This window comes from Bradyrhizobium sp. sGM-13, from assembly GCF_018398875.1.
Classification (GTDB): domain Bacteria; phylum Pseudomonadota; class Alphaproteobacteria; order Rhizobiales; family Xanthobacteraceae; genus Bradyrhizobium.
The window spans coordinates 242,239-259,377 of the sequence record NZ_JAGWDK010000002.1; the positions used below are offsets into that span (position 1 = coordinate 242,239).

General features: G+C 62.8%; 21 protein-coding genes. 16 read left to right on the forward strand and 5 right to left on the reverse strand.

Annotated elements, in window-relative coordinates; all coding sequences use genetic code 11:
• Positions 1 to 8 precede the first annotated feature (8 nt).
• Together KJQ96_RS03610 and KJQ96_RS03615 are read left to right on the forward strand one after the other, a co-directional pair.
• Positions 9 to 458, forward strand: a complete 450-nt coding sequence (locus KJQ96_RS03610) for a tripartite tricarboxylate transporter TctB family protein (RefSeq protein ID WP_213285330.1) — start codon at positions 9 to 11, stop codon at positions 456 to 458.
• Between the two features lie 27 nt (positions 459 to 485).
• Entirely contained in the window at positions 486 to 1,985 is a 1,500-nt protein-coding gene (locus KJQ96_RS03615; protein ID WP_213285331.1) for a tripartite tricarboxylate transporter permease, read from the forward strand.
• 12 nt (positions 1,986 to 1,997) lie between these two features.
• Here KJQ96_RS03615 and KJQ96_RS03620 read toward each other — a convergent pair whose 3' ends face one another.
• The 3 genes from KJQ96_RS03620 to KJQ96_RS03630 are packed head-to-tail and all read right to left on the reverse strand — an operon-like array spanning position 1,998 to position 4,563.
• A complete protein-coding gene (locus KJQ96_RS03620) occupies positions 1,998 to 2,687 on the reverse strand; it encodes a DUF1045 domain-containing protein (RefSeq protein ID WP_213285332.1) in 690 nt (229 codons plus the stop codon).
• Between the two features lie 20 nt (positions 2,688 to 2,707).
• Positions 2,708 to 3,901 (reverse strand): alpha-D-ribose 1-methylphosphonate 5-triphosphate diphosphatase, encoded by a 1,194-nt coding sequence (locus KJQ96_RS03625; protein ID WP_213285333.1) that lies wholly within the window; start codon positions 3,899 to 3,901, stop codon positions 2,708 to 2,710.
• Positions 3,898 to 4,563, reverse strand: coding sequence for a DapH/DapD/GlmU-related protein (locus tag KJQ96_RS03630; RefSeq protein WP_213285505.1), 666 nt, complete (start codon positions 4,561 to 4,563; stop codon positions 3,898 to 3,900). The genes KJQ96_RS03625 and KJQ96_RS03630 overlap by 4 nt, the downstream gene beginning before the upstream one ends.
• 186 nt (positions 4,564 to 4,749) lie before the next feature.
• Between KJQ96_RS03630 and phnC the strand changes: the two genes are divergently transcribed.
• From phnC to phnE (KJQ96_RS03650), 4 genes are all read left to right on the forward strand, one after another.
• Positions 4,750 to 5,565, forward strand: a complete 816-nt coding sequence (phnC, locus tag KJQ96_RS03635) for a phosphonate ABC transporter ATP-binding protein (RefSeq protein WP_213285334.1) — start codon at positions 4,750 to 4,752, stop codon at positions 5,563 to 5,565.
• Between the two features lie 76 nt (positions 5,566 to 5,641).
• Positions 5,642 to 6,550, forward strand: a complete 909-nt coding sequence (gene phnD / locus KJQ96_RS03640; protein ID WP_213285335.1) for a phosphonate ABC transporter substrate-binding protein — start codon at positions 5,642 to 5,644, stop codon at positions 6,548 to 6,550.
• Positions 6,551 to 6,618: 68 nt separating this feature from the next.
• Positions 6,619 to 7,506: a phosphonate ABC transporter, permease protein PhnE gene (phnE, locus tag KJQ96_RS03645; RefSeq protein ID WP_213285336.1), complete on the forward strand. Its 888-nt coding sequence runs from the start codon at positions 6,619 to 6,621 to the stop codon at positions 7,504 to 7,506.
• Positions 7,503 to 8,357, forward strand: coding sequence for a phosphonate ABC transporter, permease protein PhnE (phnE, locus tag KJQ96_RS03650; protein ID WP_213285337.1), 855 nt, complete (start codon positions 7,503 to 7,505; stop codon positions 8,355 to 8,357). The genes phnE (KJQ96_RS03645) and phnE (KJQ96_RS03650) overlap by 4 nt, the downstream gene beginning before the upstream one ends.
• Positions 8,358 to 8,459: 102 nt before the next feature.
• Here phnE (KJQ96_RS03650) and phnF read toward each other — a convergent pair whose 3' ends face one another.
• The gene (gene phnF / locus KJQ96_RS03655; protein WP_213285338.1) at positions 8,460 to 9,185 is read right to left on the reverse strand and encodes a phosphonate metabolism transcriptional regulator PhnF; all 726 of its coding nucleotides are present in this window, start codon (positions 9,183 to 9,185) and stop codon (positions 8,460 to 8,462) included.
• 105 nt (positions 9,186 to 9,290) lie between these two features.
• On the opposite strand from phnF, the gene phnG reads away from it, so the two are divergent.
• From phnG to KJQ96_RS03700, 9 genes are read left to right on the forward strand one after another with little or no spacing between them, the layout of a single operon-like run.
• On the forward strand, positions 9,291 to 9,752 hold the full coding sequence (phnG, locus tag KJQ96_RS03660; protein WP_213285339.1) for a phosphonate C-P lyase system protein PhnG: 462 nt from the start codon (positions 9,291 to 9,293) through the stop codon (positions 9,750 to 9,752).
• A 4-nt stretch (positions 9,753 to 9,756) separates the two neighbouring features.
• Positions 9,757 to 10,365, forward strand: coding sequence for a phosphonate C-P lyase system protein PhnH (gene phnH, locus KJQ96_RS03665; protein ID WP_213285340.1), 609 nt, complete (start codon positions 9,757 to 9,759; stop codon positions 10,363 to 10,365).
• 3 nt (positions 10,366 to 10,368) lie between these two features.
• The gene (locus KJQ96_RS03670; RefSeq protein WP_213285341.1) at positions 10,369 to 11,472 is read left to right on the forward strand and encodes a carbon-phosphorus lyase complex subunit PhnI; all 1,104 of its coding nucleotides are present in this window, start codon (positions 10,369 to 10,371) and stop codon (positions 11,470 to 11,472) included.
• On the forward strand, positions 11,469 to 12,353 hold the full coding sequence (locus KJQ96_RS03675; RefSeq protein WP_213285342.1) for an alpha-D-ribose 1-methylphosphonate 5-phosphate C-P-lyase PhnJ: 885 nt from the start codon (positions 11,469 to 11,471) through the stop codon (positions 12,351 to 12,353). Before KJQ96_RS03670 ends, KJQ96_RS03675 begins: the two co-directional genes overlap by 4 nt.
• Positions 12,346 to 13,146, forward strand: a complete 801-nt coding sequence (gene phnK / locus KJQ96_RS03680) for a phosphonate C-P lyase system protein PhnK (protein ID WP_213285343.1) — start codon at positions 12,346 to 12,348, stop codon at positions 13,144 to 13,146. The genes KJQ96_RS03675 and phnK overlap by 8 nt, the downstream gene beginning before the upstream one ends.
• 8 nt (positions 13,147 to 13,154) lie before the next feature.
• On the forward strand, positions 13,155 to 13,853 hold the full coding sequence (phnL, locus tag KJQ96_RS03685; RefSeq protein ID WP_213285344.1) for a phosphonate C-P lyase system protein PhnL: 699 nt from the start codon (positions 13,155 to 13,157) through the stop codon (positions 13,851 to 13,853).
• A gap of 13 nt (positions 13,854 to 13,866) precedes the next feature.
• Entirely contained in the window at positions 13,867 to 15,021 is a 1,155-nt protein-coding gene (locus KJQ96_RS03690) for an alpha-D-ribose 1-methylphosphonate 5-triphosphate diphosphatase (protein WP_213285345.1), read from the forward strand.
• Positions 15,018 to 15,629: a phosphonate metabolism protein/1,5-bisphosphokinase (PRPP-forming) PhnN gene (gene phnN / locus KJQ96_RS03695; protein WP_213285346.1), complete on the forward strand. Its 612-nt coding sequence runs from the start codon at positions 15,018 to 15,020 to the stop codon at positions 15,627 to 15,629. Before KJQ96_RS03690 ends, phnN begins: the two co-directional genes overlap by 4 nt.
• Before the next feature lies 1 nt (position 15,630).
• Positions 15,631 to 16,242, forward strand: coding sequence for a pyridoxamine 5'-phosphate oxidase family protein (locus tag KJQ96_RS03700; RefSeq protein WP_213285347.1), 612 nt, complete (start codon positions 15,631 to 15,633; stop codon positions 16,240 to 16,242).
• A 21-nt stretch (positions 16,243 to 16,263) separates the two neighbouring features.
• On the opposite strand, the gene KJQ96_RS03705 is transcribed toward KJQ96_RS03700, so the two are convergent.
• A complete protein-coding gene (locus KJQ96_RS03705; RefSeq protein WP_213285524.1) occupies positions 16,264 to 16,527 on the reverse strand; it encodes a hypothetical protein in 264 nt (87 codons plus the stop codon).
• A 147-nt stretch (positions 16,528 to 16,674) separates the two neighbouring features.
• Here KJQ96_RS03705 and KJQ96_RS03710 point away from each other — a divergent pair, with 147 nt between their 5' ends.
• On the forward strand, positions 16,675 to 17,001 hold the full coding sequence (locus tag KJQ96_RS03710; protein ID WP_213285348.1) for a hypothetical protein: 327 nt from the start codon (positions 16,675 to 16,677) through the stop codon (positions 16,999 to 17,001).
• The last annotated feature ends 138 nt before the right edge of the window (positions 17,002 to 17,139 follow it).

Here is a 17,139-nt window from a genome sequence, read left to right on the forward strand (position 1 = left end):
GCGGGTCGATGACGCGTTACCGGATCGACCTGCAGGACCTGCTGTTTGGCCTGTTCCTCGTGGCGGTGGCGACGGGTACGCTCGTCGCCACGCGCAATCTGACGGTCGGCCACGCCGCCGATATGGGGCCGGGCTACATGCCCCGCGTCGTCGCACTCGCGCTGATGGCGTTCGGCCTTTTCTTCAGCGGACGCGGGCTCTGGCGCGCGGGTCGCGGCATCGCGCCCGTTCAGTTGCGGCCACTGCTGGCGATCCTGACTTCTGTCGGCGTTTTCGCGCTGACGGCGGAGCGGTTGGGCCTCGCGATCGCCTCCGTCGCCGCCGTGATGCTCGCCAGCTTCGCCACGCGAGAAGGCCGGGTTGTCGAGACCGTGGCGTTTGCAGTCGTGCTTTCGGGCGCCGCCGTTCTTCTGTTCGTCAAGTTGCTGGGCTTGCCGATCCCGATCTGGCCCCGCTAGGGCGGCACGCTTCGCAGGCAGACGCATATGGAACTGTTTGACAATCTGCTGATGGGTTTTTCGACGGCCCTTCAACTCAACAATTTGTTGTTCTGCCTGATCGGCGTGGTCATTGGGACCGCGATCGGCGTGCTGCCCGGCATCGGTCCGATTCCCACGGTGGCGTTGCTGTTGCCCTTCACCTTCGGCCTGTCGCCTGCGAGCGCCATGATCATGCTGGCCGGCATCTTCTACGGCGCGCAATATGGCGGCTCGACCACCGCCATCCTGGTCAATGTGCCGGGCGAGACGTCGTCGGTCGTCACCTGTATCGACGGTCACGAGATGGCCAAGCAGGGCAAGGCCGGAACCGCGCTGGCCATTGCCGCGATTGCCTCGTTCTTTGCCGGCACAATGGCGACGATCGTGATCGCGGTACTCAGCGTGCCGTTGTCGGTGCTGGCGCTCAAATTTACCGCGGTCGAATATTTCAGTCTCCTCGTGCTCGGCCTGATTGCCGCGGTCGTGCTCGCGCATGGTTCGGTCGCCAAATCGCTGGCAATGGTGCTGCTGGGACTCTTGCTTGGCCTCGTCGGGATCGATGTCTCCTCGGGCGTCGCGCGCATGACCTTCGGCATCGCCGCTCTATCGGATGGTCTTGATTTCGTGCCGATCGCGATGGGCCTGTTCGGGCTGGGTGAAATCATCGCCAATCTGGAGAGACCCGCCGAGCGCCGCGTCGTCAGCCAGTCGATCCGCAGCCTGATCCCGAGTTGGGAAGACTTGCGGGCGGCTTTTCCGGCCGTGGTGCGCGGCACGGCGCTGGGCTCCGTGCTGGGGGTGTTGCCCGGCGGTGGTGCTGCGCTTCCGCCGTTCTCCTCCTACGCGCTGGAGAAGAAGCTCGCCCGCGATCCCTCCCGCTTCGGCAAGGGCGCCATCGAGGGCGTTGCCGGTCCGGAGGCCGCCAACAACGCCGGCGCCCAGACCAGCTTCATTCCGCTCTTGACGCTCGGCATTCCCGCCAACGCCCTGATGGCGCTGATGATCGGCGCGCTGATGATGCAGGGCATCCAGCCCGGCCCGCAGATCATGACCGAGCAACCCAAGCTCGTCTGGGGCGTCATCGCCAGCATGTGGGTCGGCAACCTGATGCTGCTGATCATCAACCTGCCGCTCATCGGCCTGTGGGTCTCGATGCTAAAAATTCCGTATCGGCTGCTGTTTCCCGCCATCGTGCTGTTCTGCTGCATCGGCACTTACGGGATCGCCAACAGCCTGTTCAATGTCTGGCTGATGATGGGCTGCGCCTTGATCGGCTATTTCTTCATCAAGGTCGGCGTCGAGCCGGCGCCGCTGCTGCTTGGCCTCGTGCTTGGTCCGCAATTGGAAGAAAACTTCCGGCGCGCGATGTTGATCGCTGACGGCGATTTCACCGTCTTTCTGTCGCGGCCGATCAGCGCGGTCATCCTTGCAGTCGTCGCCGCCTTGTTGCTGGCAATGCTTTCGCCGGCAATTCTGAGAACGCGGAAAGAGGCGCTGGCGGAATGAGCGGTATGGGCGTCAGCCGCGCAATTGCCAGCGGCCGATGACCCGAAACCGCGAATTTGCATTGTCCTGACGACACAAGGCGATGGCATCGATCGCGAGCGGGCCGATGCCGGTTGTTGAAAACCTGCTGCGAAGCATTGCCACAATCGGCTCGCGCCGTTCGGCGGGAAGCCGTCCCGTCAGCGTCATGTGGAAGCGAAATTCTTCGAAGACGTAAGGGTAGCCCCAGCTGTCGAGATAGTCGCGCTGCCGTGGCGTCAGCGCCTCCGGACTTCGCCGCGCGCGATCTTCCGCGCTGAGTGGAGCACGGAACGAATCGAATGCCCTGGTCGCCTGGGCGGCAAGCAGGTCGAGATCTGCCAACGGTTCGGCGGGAATGACCGCAATGAAACCGCTGATCGAATCGACGACCGGTTGGATCACGGGCACTGGCCGAGCCAGATCGGCGAACAATTCGCATGCCGCAGCAAGCTGCGCCTCGGCCTTGCCGTCGGCCAGCGCTATCGGCGCCTTCAGCGTAGCGTGAAAGCCGTATTTGCGCGGATCGCGAGTCAGCTCGCGCCAGTCCAACGGGAGACCGTCCGGAAAGGGCAGGTCTTCGCCGCTATGGGCATCGTAGCCGAGCAGCGAGGCGCCGAACCGGTCGAGCGCGCTGTCAGGCGTGGCGGTATAATAGATTGCGTAACGGGGGTAATTTGCCATTGCGCCAGAATAGGGCCGCCTCACGCGGCTGCAACCGCCTTGCGTGATGCGGCGGACGAATGGACGAGACGGTTCGCCTCCGTCAGATATACGAGACGCCCCGCGGCAATGACGGCGACGATGCGCGGGCGCAATGGCACCGTGTCATCGACGAGAAGGATGTCGGCGCGCTGCCCCGCGTCGAGCGCGCCGCGATCGGCGAGGCCGGCGGCGCGCGCCGGTGCCACCGAGATCAATTGCCATGCCGCGGCCAGCGACAGAACGCCATCGGCCGCAAGCCGAAATGCCGCCAATAGCGGCGCCGGATAATAATAGTCCGACGCAAGCACCGAACAGAGGCCCTTGGCGATCATGTCGGAGGCCATGGTCCAGCCGGTATGGCTGCCGCCGCGGACGACATTGGGCGCGCCAAACACGATGAAGTCGCCGGCTTCGGCAGCATCGCGTGCAGTTTCCTCGTTGACCGGGAATTCGGCGATCGCAACGCCCTGCGCACGGAAGGCCTGCCGCATCGCCGGGCTCTCGTCGTCATGCGAGAGCATCCGGACGTTTGCCGCGCGCGCTGCCTGCGCCAGCCGGGCGATCGAAGCCGGCACGTAGTGGCCGCGGCAGACTACACGTTCCACCAGGCGATCGAATGCCTCATCGCTGAGCCCTGTGCGCTCGACCATTCGGCTGCGCTTTTGCGGCTTGGCGAGGCTGGCGACCGTCGAGTCCATATGGTCGTTGAAGGCGAACAGGTCGACGCGTCCTTCCGACAGCCAGCCGATGATTTCGCTTTCCGCGTCGAGATTGTAGGTCTCGTGCCGCAGATGGAAGCGGGTGTCGGCGGCGAGTTGCGGCCGCATCTGCTCGATCGCCTCCAGCAAGCGCCTGGCATTGTCGGCGCTGCGCAAGCCAGGCTCCCACGACCAGGTCGTGGCATGATAGACGGTCGTGATCCCGTTGCTGATCGCCTGCCGGTCACTGTCGACAAGCGCCACATCGATCGGAAAATCGACCCCGGGGCGCGGCATCATCTGCCGCTCGAAGGCATCGCCATGCAGATCGACAATGCCCGGCAATATCAGGAGGCCATCGGCATTGACGCCGCCGACGCGGTGGTTGCTGTCCGCACCTACGGCTGCGATCTCGCGGCCAGCGATCCGCAATGAGGTTTCGACGATCTCGTGGCCGAGCAGCGCCCGGCCACCTTCGATGAACAGTTCGGTCACGATGCGGCACTCTGGCTGAATGGACGGCGAGTAGCTGCTGCGGCGGCTTCGTACTTTTCGAGAAAGCCCTCTACATCGAGCTTGCGGAAATCGGGCAGCGCGCGGCGCAGCGTCTCATGGTCCCAATCCCACCACGCGAGTTCCGCAAGCCGCTCCGCAATGGATTCCGTAAAACGCCGCTTGATCGGCCGTGCCGGATTGCCTGCAACGATCGTATAGGCGGGGACATCCTTGGTCACGATGGCGCCGGCCGCGACCACTGCGCCGGTGCCGATCGAGCGGCCAGGCAGAATAACCGCGCCGTGGCCGATCCAGACGTCATGGCCGATATGGACGTGATGCTTGCGGCGCCACGCAAAAAACTCGGCATCGTCGCTCTCGCCCGAAAAGTAGCTGGAGGCGCGGTAGGTGAAATGCGCCTGCGAGGCCCGGTGCATCGGATGATTGCCCGGGTTGATGCGCGTCATCGCCGCGATCGAACAGAATTTCCCGATCGTCGTATAGGTGATCTGCGAGTCGTTCACGACATACGAATAATTTGCCATCGTGACCTCGAGCAGGATCGTTCGGGCGCCCACTTCGGTATAGGCACCAAGCTGGCAGTCGCGCACTGACGCGGTGGGATCGACCAATGGATCAGTGGAAAGCATCTTGCCGGCCATCGCGTACGTCCATCTACAATCGGGATAAAGGGGCACCCGCTCGTCTTCGATGCGCTTGATGACAGGATCATGACGGACACATGACGCCCGCTGCTGTGGACGAACGCCGCACCGCAGCGTGCGTGTCACACAATTGTAAGATCGAGCCGCTAGCGATGCTCCACGATCGGGACTCTGGAGCATTGCATGCTGGTGGTTGAAGGTTTGACGTGTCGGTTCGGCACCAAGGCCGCGGTGGATAACGCGTCATTCTCGATTCAGCCGGGCAGCTTCGTCGGCGTGATCGGCCGCTCCGGGGCCGGCAAGTCGACGCTGCTTCGCATGATCAACCGCCTCGCCGAGCCTTCCGAGGGGCGCATCCTGTTCGAGGGCGTCGACGTGACCGCGCTGCGCGGCAAGGATTTGCGGCAATGGCGCGCGCGCTCGGCGATGATCTTCCAGCAGTTCAATCTGGTCGGCCGGCTCGACGTTCTCACCAACGTATTGATGGGGCGGTTGGCTGCGGTACCGTCATGGCGTTCCCTCGCTCAGCTTTGGCCCGAACGTGACAAGGCAATAGCGATGTCGGCGCTCGAACAGTTCGATATGGCGTCTATTGCCGCCCAACGCGCCGACCAGCTCTCCGGCGGTCAGCAGCAGCGCGTCGCGATTGCGCGTGCGCTGGTACAGGAGCCAGACATCATACTTGCCGACGAGCCAATTGCTTCGCTCGATCCTCGCAACACCCGTGTGGTCATGGATGCCTTGCTGCGCATCAACAAGCATTTCGGGATTACCGTAGTCTGCAATCTGCACTCGCTCGATCTGGCGCGAAGCTACTGTGACCGTCTGATCGGCATGGCGTCGGGGCGGATAGTGTTCGACGGCGCGCCGGTGGCGCTGACAGATCGCATCGCGCGTGAGCTCTACGATCTTGAGGCGAATGAGGTGATGGATGCGACGCCGGCGCTTGCGCCAGTCGGTTCGGCGGTTCCCGCGCTCGGTACGGTCGCCGCGGCCTGAGTGTTGCGGTCCAAAAATCAAGAGCTGCGCGGGATTGAAATCCGCAAGCTACATTGCTGCAAAAACAGGAGACGTCATGTTCAATCGTCTTATTATTCTCGCCGCTGCGGCGGGATTGGTATTCTCAGCTTCCCCCGCATCGGCCCAGGACTGGAAAGCGAAATATCCCGAACTGGTGTTCGCAAAGGTCCCCGATGAGAATGCTTCGGGCACGACCAACCGTTGGACGCCTTTGGCGGAGTATCTGTCCCGCGAGCTCGGCACGAAGGTGACGCTGCGGATCGCCAACGACTACGCCGCCGTGATCGAAGGCCAGCGGGCCGGCAACATCCACATCGCGATGTACGGTCCGGCGTCTTATGCCCGCGCCTACATTATTGGCGCCAAGGTCGAGCCGTTCGCGATCGAAGTCAATGGCGACGGCACCAAGGGCTATTACTCGGTCCTCTATGTCAAAAGCGACTCGGGCTACAAGGACATCAAGGACCTGAAAGGCAAGAATCTCTGCCTTGTCGACCCCAATTCAACGTCAGGCAACAACGTGCCGCGTTTCGCGATGGACAAGATGGGCATCGACCCGGAGAAGTTCTTTTCCAAGGTGGTTTATTCGGGAAGCCATGAAAACGCGGTGATCGGGCTTGCCCAAGGTACCTGCGATGCGGCGTTCAACTGGTGGAATGACGAAAAAGAATCGAACCTGCTGCGGATGGAACGCAAGGGCATGGCGAAGGCCGCCGATTTCAGGATCATCCTGAAGTCCGAACAGATTGTGAATTCGCCGATGGCATATCTCGGTAGCCTGCCTGCCGACCTCAAGGCGGCGATCAAGAAGGCAGTGCTGGAAATTGCGGTGAAGGACAAGGCCACTTTCGACAAGATTTACGAAGGGAAGCAACTGCCTTTCGTCGAGGTTGACCACAAAGCCTATGAGGCCGTGATCGATCTGACCAAGTTTGTCGACAGCTTGCGCAAGCAGAAGTCCTGAACGGAACGACGTTTCCAGACGATTGGGGCGGATCGTGAGGTCCGCCCATTGTCTCTTCAGAAAATTCCATGCGAACAGCAGTCCCCGAATTCCCGGAAGCCAGGCTGCGTGAGCTGGCCGATCGCTATGCGGCTGCAGTTGCCGCCAAGCGACGGCGTATATGGTTGGGTTCGGCGGTCCTGATCGCCGCGGCGCTTGCCGCCGGCTGGATGGGCGACGTCGATCTTTGGAAGTTTGCCGAGAATTTCTGGCGCTTCCCGGCCTATTTCGCCAGCATAGCTCCCACGTTTTCGTTCTCGTCTGCTTGGAATGATCTCTCGGAATGGCTTTGGGGCTTGCCTCGCTGGACGCTGCTTCTCGGAGATACCCTGCTGATTGCGTATATGGGAACCCTTTCGGGAGCTATATGCGGTTTCGTTCTCTGCTTTCTGGCATCGGCCAATCTCGTCAGGTCGCGAACGATCGTTTTTGTTACGCGGCGCTTGCTCGAGTTTTGCCGCACCGTCCCAGATATCGTCTTTGCCTTGATTTTTGTACTGGCGTTCGGCCTCGGGCCGCTGCCGGGTGTTCTTGCCATCGCGATCCATACCACTGGCGCGCTCGGCAAGCAGTTCGCCGAGGTTGTCGAGAATATCGATAACAAGCCGGTCGAGGGGGTGGCGGCGAGCGGAGGTAGCTGGATTCAGATTGTCCGGTTCGGCGCGGTGCCTCAGGTTCTTTCGAATTTCGTAAGCTATGCCCTGCTGAGGTTCGAGATCAACGTGCGCGGCGCGGCGGTGATGGGCTTCGTCGGGGCCGGCGGGATCGGGCAGGATTTGATCGAAGCCGTGCGTAAGTTTTACTACAGTGACGTTAGCGCCATCCTCTTGCTCATCATCGTCACGGTCATGCTGTTCGATTTCATTACAGAGCGCGTGCGCCATCGCCTTCTTGGGCTAGAGGGCACCGGCGCATGAAATCGTTCAGCTCCGACGCTCAGGCCGCAATCGTTGAACGCTATCCGAGCCATTTCCGCCCGGATTGGTGGAGCAGGGCAAAGATCACGATAGGCCTTGGCACGGCTGTCGCGCTTTTTCTGTTCGGGATTGCCCAGCTAGACATTCCGTTTCACCGGCTTTCTGACGGACTGGCCAGGCTAGGCGGATTCCTTCGGCTAATGTTGCCGCCCGATCCTGGTTCATGGGCGGAGGCATTGAAGTATTTGAATGCGCTCGGCGAGACGGTGTCGATCGCATTTCTCGGTACGCTGGGCGGAGCACTGCTGGCATTGCCAGTGGCCCTGCTGGCCGCACGCAATGTGGTTGCGAACCGGATCGTCCACTTCTTCTCACGCCGTAGCCTCGACACCATCCGTGGTGTCGATATCTTGATCTGGGCGCTCATCTGGGTCGGCGTCGTGGGATTGGGTCCGTTTGCAGGTATCCTTGCGGTCATCTGCAGCGATTTCGGGACGTTTGGAAAGCTATTCTCGGAAGCTATCGAGGCTGCCGACAAGAACCCCGCAGAGGGAGTTCGATCGGCGGGCGGCAACCATCTCCATAGCGTCCGGTTCGGGCTGTTGCCGCAGGTCTTTCCAATTCTGCTGAGCCAAGTGCTTTACTACTTCGAATCGAATACGCGCTCGGCGACGATTATCGGAATCGTCGGGGCCGGCGGAATCGGCCTTCAGCTTGCCGAACAAATCCGGGTGCTGGAATGGCAAAAGGTATCGTTTCTGATTCTGCTTATCCTCATCGCGGTTTCCGCGATTGACTGGATTTCCGGCAAACTCCGCTTCGCGATCATCGGGCGCCGCGCCGTCGCATGATGCTTCTGTAGGGTGGGCAAAGGGCTCGCTAGCGACGTGCCCACCATCTAGAGCACGTCACCGAATGGTGGGCACGCTATCGCTTTGCCCACCCTACAAGCATCAACTGTTCTCCACCAGAAATTCGACACGCTCCGCGGCGAAGCGCGCGCGTTTGGTTACCAACGGTTTGCCGTCGGTATCGACATCGGTACTATCGACCACGAGAACGGGACGCCCGAGCGCGAGATCGAGCCTTGCGGCGTCGGAGGCGTCCACGATGGTTGCGGTGACGCGGGTTGAGGCGCGGCGGTAATCGCGAACGCCGTAATGCGCCAGCAGTTTGGTCATTGAGCGTACGTTGGCGAAGACCGCTCCGGCGCCCGGAAAGCGATCGGCGGAAAGCCAACTGGTGCTGATGCAGATCGGCGTGCGGTCGGCGAGCCGCACCGATTCGATCCGGACCAGCGGCGCGCCGGTCTTCAGTCCGAGCTCACGGGCCAGTTCGCGCGTCGCGGGCTCTTCCGAGGCATCGATCAATTGGCCGCGAGGCTCGCGGCCGCCGGCGCCGACGATTTCGGAAAATCGCGTCCGCGAGCGCAAGGGATAGGCGAGGCGCTGAGCCTCGACATAGGTGCCGCTGCCGCGTTCGGCGCGGACCAGGCCGCGTTCGGCAAGCGCAGCCAGGGCGCGCCGCACGGTATGGCGGTTGACCCGATAGGTATCGGCGATCTCGATCTCGCCCGGCAGCTTTTCGCCCGCAGCAAAGCGGCCGTCGGCAATGCCGCGTTCGATACCATCGGCAACCTGCCGCCACAAGGCGACGCCGGAACTCTCCTGCAGGCTCATGGCGTGGTGATACCCAGAAATTATCCGTTTGTCACGAAACAGTCATGGCGCTCCGTTATCAAGTTGTCTATTATCATAGACAACTTCATTCAGGCAAGGTTGCCCATGGGATTGACCGGGCGGAACAGCAGAGAAGCGCAGCGCAAGGCAGCGATGGCGGTGCTGGCGCATTCCGAGGCTGGCGACATTGCGGGCCATCTCGCGGCGATCGCGGTACCCGCACACGAGAATCTGCGCGAACCTGAGAATGGCCTCGTGATGGTGCGCGGCCGCATCGGCGGCGACGGTGCGCCGTTCAACCTAGGCGAGGCCACGGTGTCGCGCGCAGCGGTGCGTCTTGCCACCGGCGAGATCGGCTTCGGCTACGTGCTCGGCCGCGACCGGCAGAAGGCCCAGATGATCGCGCTATGCGACGCCATGGTGCAGTCGATGGAGCTTTCGGGTGAGGTCGAGACCAAGGTGATCGGGCCGTTGCGCGAGGCCATGATCGCCGATCGCAGCCGCAAGGCGGCCGAGGCTGCGGCGACGCGGGTCGATTTCTATACCATGGTGCGCGGCGAGGGGTGATGCGATGACGACGGTTGCAGAATTGCCCGCAGGGTTTGCCGACAAGGTGTTGTCGGCGCAGTCGACCTTCCGTTCCGTGATGGATGCGATGGCGCGTCCGGGGAGCGCGCAACGGGTCACGGCTTCTGTGGGCGCGCCGGCCGGGATGATGCGCGGCGCGGCCGCGATCGCGCTGACGCTGTTCGATCACGACACGCCGATCTGGCTCGATGCCGCGATGTCGGCCACGCCTGACGTTGCGAAGTGGCTCAAGTTCCATGCCAGTGCGCCGGTGGTCGCGGATTCATCGATCGCCAGCTTCGCCCTGGTCGGCGACGCCAAGAACCTGCCGACGCTCGATCGCTTCGCATTCGGCAGCAACGAATATCCTGACAAGTCGACGACGCTGATCCTGCAGGCCGAGAGCCTGACGCAGGGGCCCACCTTCGAGATGAAGGGGCCAGGCATCGAAGGTACAGCGCTGCTGCAGGCGATGCTCCAGCCGCGCGACCTCTTTCAGCGGCTCACCATCAACGAAGCCCTGTTCCCGCGCGGCATCGATGTCGTGCTGGTTCATGACGATTTGATAGTCGCGATCCCCCGAACCACGCGGCTGGTCGCAAGCGGAGCGTAGCCCATGTATGTAGCCGTCAAAGGAGGCGAGCGCGCCATTGAGAACGCCCACCGCCTGCTGGCGCATGAGCGGCGTGGCGACCGTGATGTGCCCGAACTCTCCCTGGCGCAAATTGCCGAACAGCTCTCGCTCGGCGTCGACCGCGTCATGACCGAAGGCTCGCTCTACGACCGCGAGCTGGCGGCACTTGCGATCAAGCAGGCGCGCGGTGACCTGATCGAAGCGATCTTCCTGGTCCGCGCCTTCCGCGCCACGCTGCCTCGTTTTGGTGCGACCGAGCCGGTCAACACCGGCGAGATGCAGGTCCGCCGGCGCATCTCCTCGACGTTTAAGGATATTCCGGGTGGCCAGATCCTGGGGCCGACTTTCGATTATACCCATCGCTTGTTGGATCCGCAGCTTGCGGACGGCTTTGTGCCGGAGCGGCCGGCGACGTCGGAGGCAACGCAGCAGGCAACGCCGCGCGTCACCGACATTCTTGGTCGCGATGGCTTGATCGAACCTTCGCCGGAAGCGGATGCCGACGCGCCGGTCGGCGATCTCACGCGCGAGCCGCTGAGTTTTCCCGCCGACCGCGATCTGCGGCTGCAAAATCTTGCGCGTGCCGACGAGGGGTTCCTGCTGGCGCTCGGCTACTCCTCACAGCGCGGCTATGGCCGCAACCACCCCTTTGCCGGCGAAATTCGCTTCGGCGACGTGGAGGTGGAATTCTACGCCGAGGATGCGGGTTTTGCCGTCCCGCTCGGCTCGATCGCGCTGACCGAGTGCCAGATGGTCAACCAGTTCAAGGGATCGGCGACCGAAGCGCCGTGTTTTACGCGCGGCTATGGCCTGGCCTTCGGACAAAGCGAGCGCAAGACCATGTCGATGGCGTTGGTCGATCGCAGCCTGCGCGCTCGCGAGCTGGGCGAGGAAGTGATCGCTCCGGCCCAGGACGAGGAATTCGTGATGTCGCACTCGGACAACGTTCAGGCGACCGGCTTCGTCGAGCATCTCAAGCTGCCGCACTACGTCGACTTTCAGTCCGAGCTCGGTCTGTTGCGCAAGCTGCGCCAGGAGTTCGCCGAGGCCAATGAGGCGCCGGACATGCAGGAGGCCGCGGAATGAACGCGCCGGCTTACAATTTCGCCTATCTCGACGAACAAACAAAGCGGATGATCCGCCGCGCGATTCTGAAGGCGATCGCGATTCCCGGCTATCAGGTGCCGTTCGCCAGCCGCGAGATGCCGATGCCCTATGGCTGGGGCACCGGCGGCGTGCAGGTGACGGCCGCGATCCTGGGACCCCAGGATGTGCTGAAGGTGATCGACCAGGGTTCGGACGACACCACCAACGCGATCTCGATCCGGAAATTCTTCGGCAAGACCGCTGGTGTCGCGACCACCACATCCACGACAGACGCCACCGTGATCCAGACCCGGCACCGGATTCCCGAAGCGCCGCTGCATGCCGGGCAGGTGCTGGTTTATCAGGTGCCGATCCCCGAGCCGCTGCGGTTTCTGGAGCCGCGCGAGACCGAGACGCGGCGCATGCATGCGCTGGCAGAATATGGCCTGATGCACGTCAAGCTGTATGAAGACATTGCGCGCTTCGGCCATATCGCGACGTCCTACGCCTATCCGGTGAAGGTGAATGCACGCTATGTGATGGACCCGTCGCCGACGCCGAAATTCGACAATCCGAAGATGGACAATTGCCCGGCGCTGCAACTGTTCGGCGCAGGGCGCGAAAAGCGCATCTACGCGATCCCGCCTCACACGGACGTGGTATCGCTCGACTTCGAGGATCACCCGTTCACGCGCTATCGGTTCAACGCGCCTTGCGCGCTGTGCGGCGCCGGCGATTCCTATCTCGACGAGATCGTCACCGATGACAAGGGCGGCCGGATGTTCGTCTGCTCGGATACCGATTATTGCGAGTCTCGCCGATTGGCCGGCCATCGCGGCAGCGAGAGCGCGGCGCCGCACAAGGAGAGGGCGCATGGCTGAGCCGCAAGACCCCATGCAAGACGACCAGCCGCTTCTGGTCGCCGAAAACGTTGGCAAGAACTATGGCCGGTTGACCGCCTGCCGCGACGTATCGTTTGCGCTCTATCCTGGCGAGGTGCTGGCTGTCGTCGGCGAGTCCGGCTCGGGCAAGTCCACGCTGCTGCAACTGTTGTCCGCGCAGCTCGCGCCGAGCGCCGGGCGGGTGTCATATCGGATGCGGGATGGCGTGTTGCGCGATCTGGCCGGCCTCGGCGAGGCCGAGCGCCGTTTCTTGTTCCGTACGGATTGGGGCTATGTGCACCAGGACGCCGCGCAGGGCTTGCGGATGGCGGTCTCGGCCGGCGCCAATGTCGGCGAGCGGCTGATGGCGGTGGGCTGGAATCACTATGGTCGCATCCGCGATACCGCCTCGTCCTGGCTGGAGCGGGTCGAGATCGATACCGCGCGCATCGACGACGCGCCGCGCACCTATTCCGGCGGCATGCGGCAGCGGTTGCAGATCGCGCGCAATCTGGTCACCGAGCCGCGGCTGGTATTCATGGACGAGCCGACCGGCGGGCTCGACGTGTCGGTGCAGGCGCGGCTACTCGATCTGATGCGCAATCTCGTCAGCGAGCTCGGCCTTGCCGCAATCGTCGTCACCCATGACCTCGCTGTGGCCCGGCTGTTGTCGCACCGCGTGATGGTGATGAAGGGTGGGCTCGTCATCGAAACCGGCCTGACCGACCAGGTGCTCGACGACCCCCGCGAGCCCTATACCCAACTGCTCGTTTCCTCGATTTTGCCGGCATGAGCACGCGAATGACTGCGATGATCGACATCACCAGCGCCGAAAAGACCTTTACCATGCATCTGCAGGGCGGCGTCGAGCTGCCTGTGGTGCGCGGCGTCTCGTTTCAGGTCGAGCCGGGCGAATGCGTCGTGCTGTCGGGCCCCTCGGGCGCTGGCAAATCCTCGATCCTGAAAATGATCTTTGGCAATTACCGCTGCGATGGCGGCCGGATCGGCATCCGACATCAGGGCACGGTGATCGATCTTGCTGCGGCCGAACCGCGGCAGGTGCTCAGCGTCCGCCGTTCGACCATCGGCTATGTCAGCCAATTCTTGCGAGCGGTGCCGCGGGTCGCCTCCATCGATGTGGTGGCGGAGCCGCTGATCGCGAACGGAATTGCACGCGCGGAAGCCCGCGAGAAGGCGGGCGCGCTGCTGCGCCGCCTCAACATTCCCGAGCGGCTGTGGGCACTGCCGCCATCGACGTTCTCCGGCGGCGAGCAGCAGCGCGTCAACATTGCGCGCGGTTTCATTTCCGATCTGCCAATTCTGCTGCTGGACGAACCGACCGCCTCGCTCGACGCGGCCAATCGCGCTGTAGTCGTTGAGTTGATTGAACAGAAGAAACGACAGCGCGTCGCGATGGTGGCGATCGTCCATGACGATGAAATTCGCCATCTGATCGCGGACCGCATCGTCGACGTGACGTCGTTTGCCGCCGCGGCATGAAGGAAGATGTAAGATGACTTCGAAGCACGAAACCATACTCGGCAACGCCCGCCTCGTACTGGCCGATCGCGTGATCGAGCACGGCTGGGTCGCTTTCGCAGATGGCCGCATCGCCGAATATGGCGAGGGCACTGCGCCGTCAGGCAGCGAGGACGCCGGCGGCGACCTGATCATGCCAGGCCTGATCGAGCTCCACACCGACCATCTTGAAATGCACTATGTGCCGCGCCCAAAGGTGTTTTGGGATCCGATCGCGGCGGTGGTTTCCTACGACGGACAGTTGGCCACCTCGGGCATCACCACGGTTCTGGATTCGCTCCGGGTCTGGCGCGAGGACGGCGCCGAGGACGTTGACGGCAGGGCAGGCGTGCTCGCGGGTGCGATCACGGCGGCGCGTGAAGCAAACCTGCTGCGCGCAGAACACTTCCTGCATCTGCGCTGCGAAATTCCGATGCCCAGCGTGGTCGAGGAAGCCAAGGAGCTGATCGACCGGCCGGACGTGCGGCTGATGTCGCTGATGGACCATACGCCGGGTCAGCGCCAGTTCCGCGACGAGGTCAAGCTCCGCGATTACTACCGCGGCAAGGGCGGCGGCATGACCGACGCCGAACTCGATGTACTGTTCGAGAAGCGCTTTGCCTATCAGAAGGCCTATGCCGCGACCAACATGCGCGAAATCGTGGCGCTTGCCCATCGATATGAAATTCCGCTCGCCAGCCACGACGACACGACCGAGGAAAATGTCGCCGATGCGATCCAGGATCGCGTTTCCGTCGCTGAATTTCCGACCACGATGGAAGCCGCGCGCGGCCTGCATCAGGCCGGCATCGGCATCCTGATGGGCGCACCGAATGTGGTCCGCGGCGGCTCGCATTCCGGCAACATCGCCGCCATCGATCTCGCCCGTGAGGGACTGTTGGACATCCTGTCGTCCGACTACATCCCTTCGAGCCTTTTGATGGCAGCCCTGCAGTTGCCGCAGCACGTTCCAGCGATCGATCTGGCCTCCGCCGTCCGCACCGTCACCAAGACACCAGCCGAGGCCGTGGGCCTTGCGGACCGTGGCGAGATCGCAGCCGGCAAGCGGGCCGATGTGATCCGGGTGCATGTCGCCCGTAACGTTCCGGTGGTGCGCAGCGTCTGGCGGGAAGGGCGGCGCGTGGCATGACGGAAATCTTGACAACCGCAGCGCCAGACCAGGCCGCCGCAATCGGGCCGGGCCGTTTGATCCTGGTGGTCGGTCCGAGCGGTGCCGGCAAGGACACGCTGCTGGGCCTCGCCAAGGCCACCTGCGCCGATGACAGCAAAATTGTGTTTCCACTCCGCGTGATTACGCGCGAGGCGTCGGCGTCGGAAGAAAACCAACAGGTCAGCGCCGAAACGTTCCGGGAGGCGCTGGCGCGCGGCGAATACGCCATGCATTGGGAAGCCCACGGTCATTGCTACGCACTGTCGCGCGTGATCGACGACGATATCCGCGCCGGGCGAACCATCGTTGCCAACGTATCGCGCACCGTGATTGGCGAGATGCGCCGCGCTTATGCCGACGTGGTGGTGGTTTTCATCACGGCCCCGCCAAACGTTCTGGCCGAACGGCTGGCGATGCGGCAGCGGAGCAGCGACGGCAGGCTCGAAGCCCGCCTGGGTCGCACGGTGGAGGATGCGGCGGCCGCGCCCGATGTCACCATCGTCAATACCGGCAGCGCCGAATATCATGCCCGCCAGCTCGTCCGCGTCATCAAGGGCGAGAAATGGGACGATCGACGGGAGAGCTAAAATGACTGTTATCGCGACCATCGAGCAGCTCGAGGCCATCTACGGCTTTCCCAACGATGCCTCGACTGTCAAAGTCGCGGACAGGATCACGCCGGCCTATCGGGCGTTGATGGACAAATCGCCGTTCGCAGCGCTCGCGACCTGCGGACCCGAAGGGCTGGACTGCTCGCCACGCGGCGACCTGCCGGGCTTCGTTCGTATCCACGATGAGAAAACGCTGATGATGCCGGATCGCCGCGGCAACAACCGTTGCGATTCGCTGCGCAATATCGTGCGCGATCCGCGGGTGGCGCTGTTGTTTCTCATCCCCGGCTCAGGCAGCACGCTGCGCATCAACGGCCGCGCACAGGTCTCCGCCGATCCGGAACTGCTCACGTCGTTCAAGATGGAGGGTAAGGCGCCGCGCACCGTCATCGTCATGACGGTCGAGGAGGTTTATTTCCAGTGCGCGCGCGCCATCGTGCGTTCCGATCTCTGGAATCCCGACAAGCGCGTCGACCCGAGAAGCTTGCCGACGCCCGGCCAGATCCTGGCCGAGATGAGCGACAATACCGTCGGCGGCGAAAAATACGATCGGGAATGGCCGGAGCGCGCGCGGCAGACGATGTGGTGATGCGCTGATCGTCGTCGCTGATCATCCTGCCGGAACATGCGGGCAGGTCATGGATCGCGGCTTGCTGCCGCGCTTGTCGATAGGCACGTTGCAATTGTCGATCCGTTGCTCGTCCATCCACTTTTTTCCCAGGCGTTCCTTTCCGGTCAGCGATGACCCGTCAGCGGGCAGGGCGGTTTCCGCATTCGGTGCGGTTTGGCCAGGCTGCCTTTCCTGCGCAAACACCTGCGATGCAAAGCACAGCGCAAAAAGAAAACTGATCAACCCTCGGTGAATCGGTTCCATCGGATTGTCCTCACCAGCAACCCACGTGTCAGTTTATGTCAGATTAAACATGTCGATATTCACGTAGCCACCCGGAACCTGCGGACAATGGATCGGTTGCCTCTCATCGTGTTGCGCGCGCTTCACAAGAAAAGGAAGGAGAAACAGATGAAAATGAAACTGCTCATTCTTGCTGGTTGCTCGATCCTGGTCTTGAGTACCGGCGCAGCACTTGCGGGTCCTTGCGAGACGGGACGCGCGGCCAACCTGAAGGATGCTGGCTCCGGACCGGCCAAGATGGGCGAGAGCCAGACAACGGGTATGGCTGGCAGCACCGATCAACATCCGCCGACCGATAGAATGAATCGAGCGGCGGGAGACACTGCTGCATCTTCACAAGATACGCAGCGGCAGATGCAAGGCGAACCGACGGCGGCACAGCAGGCTGAAGGTGCCAAGGCCGACAAGGTCACAGAGGCAGATAAGGACTGCTGAAGATACGTATCGGCCCTGGTCGCCATACTGGTTCGGCAGACAAGCGCGGATGCATAATAGAAGGTCGTTCGAACTGTGATTGGACGAACCCTCGCGGTGCATGCGTCGATGCGGCGCCCTCATCGGCAGTTTGTCCAA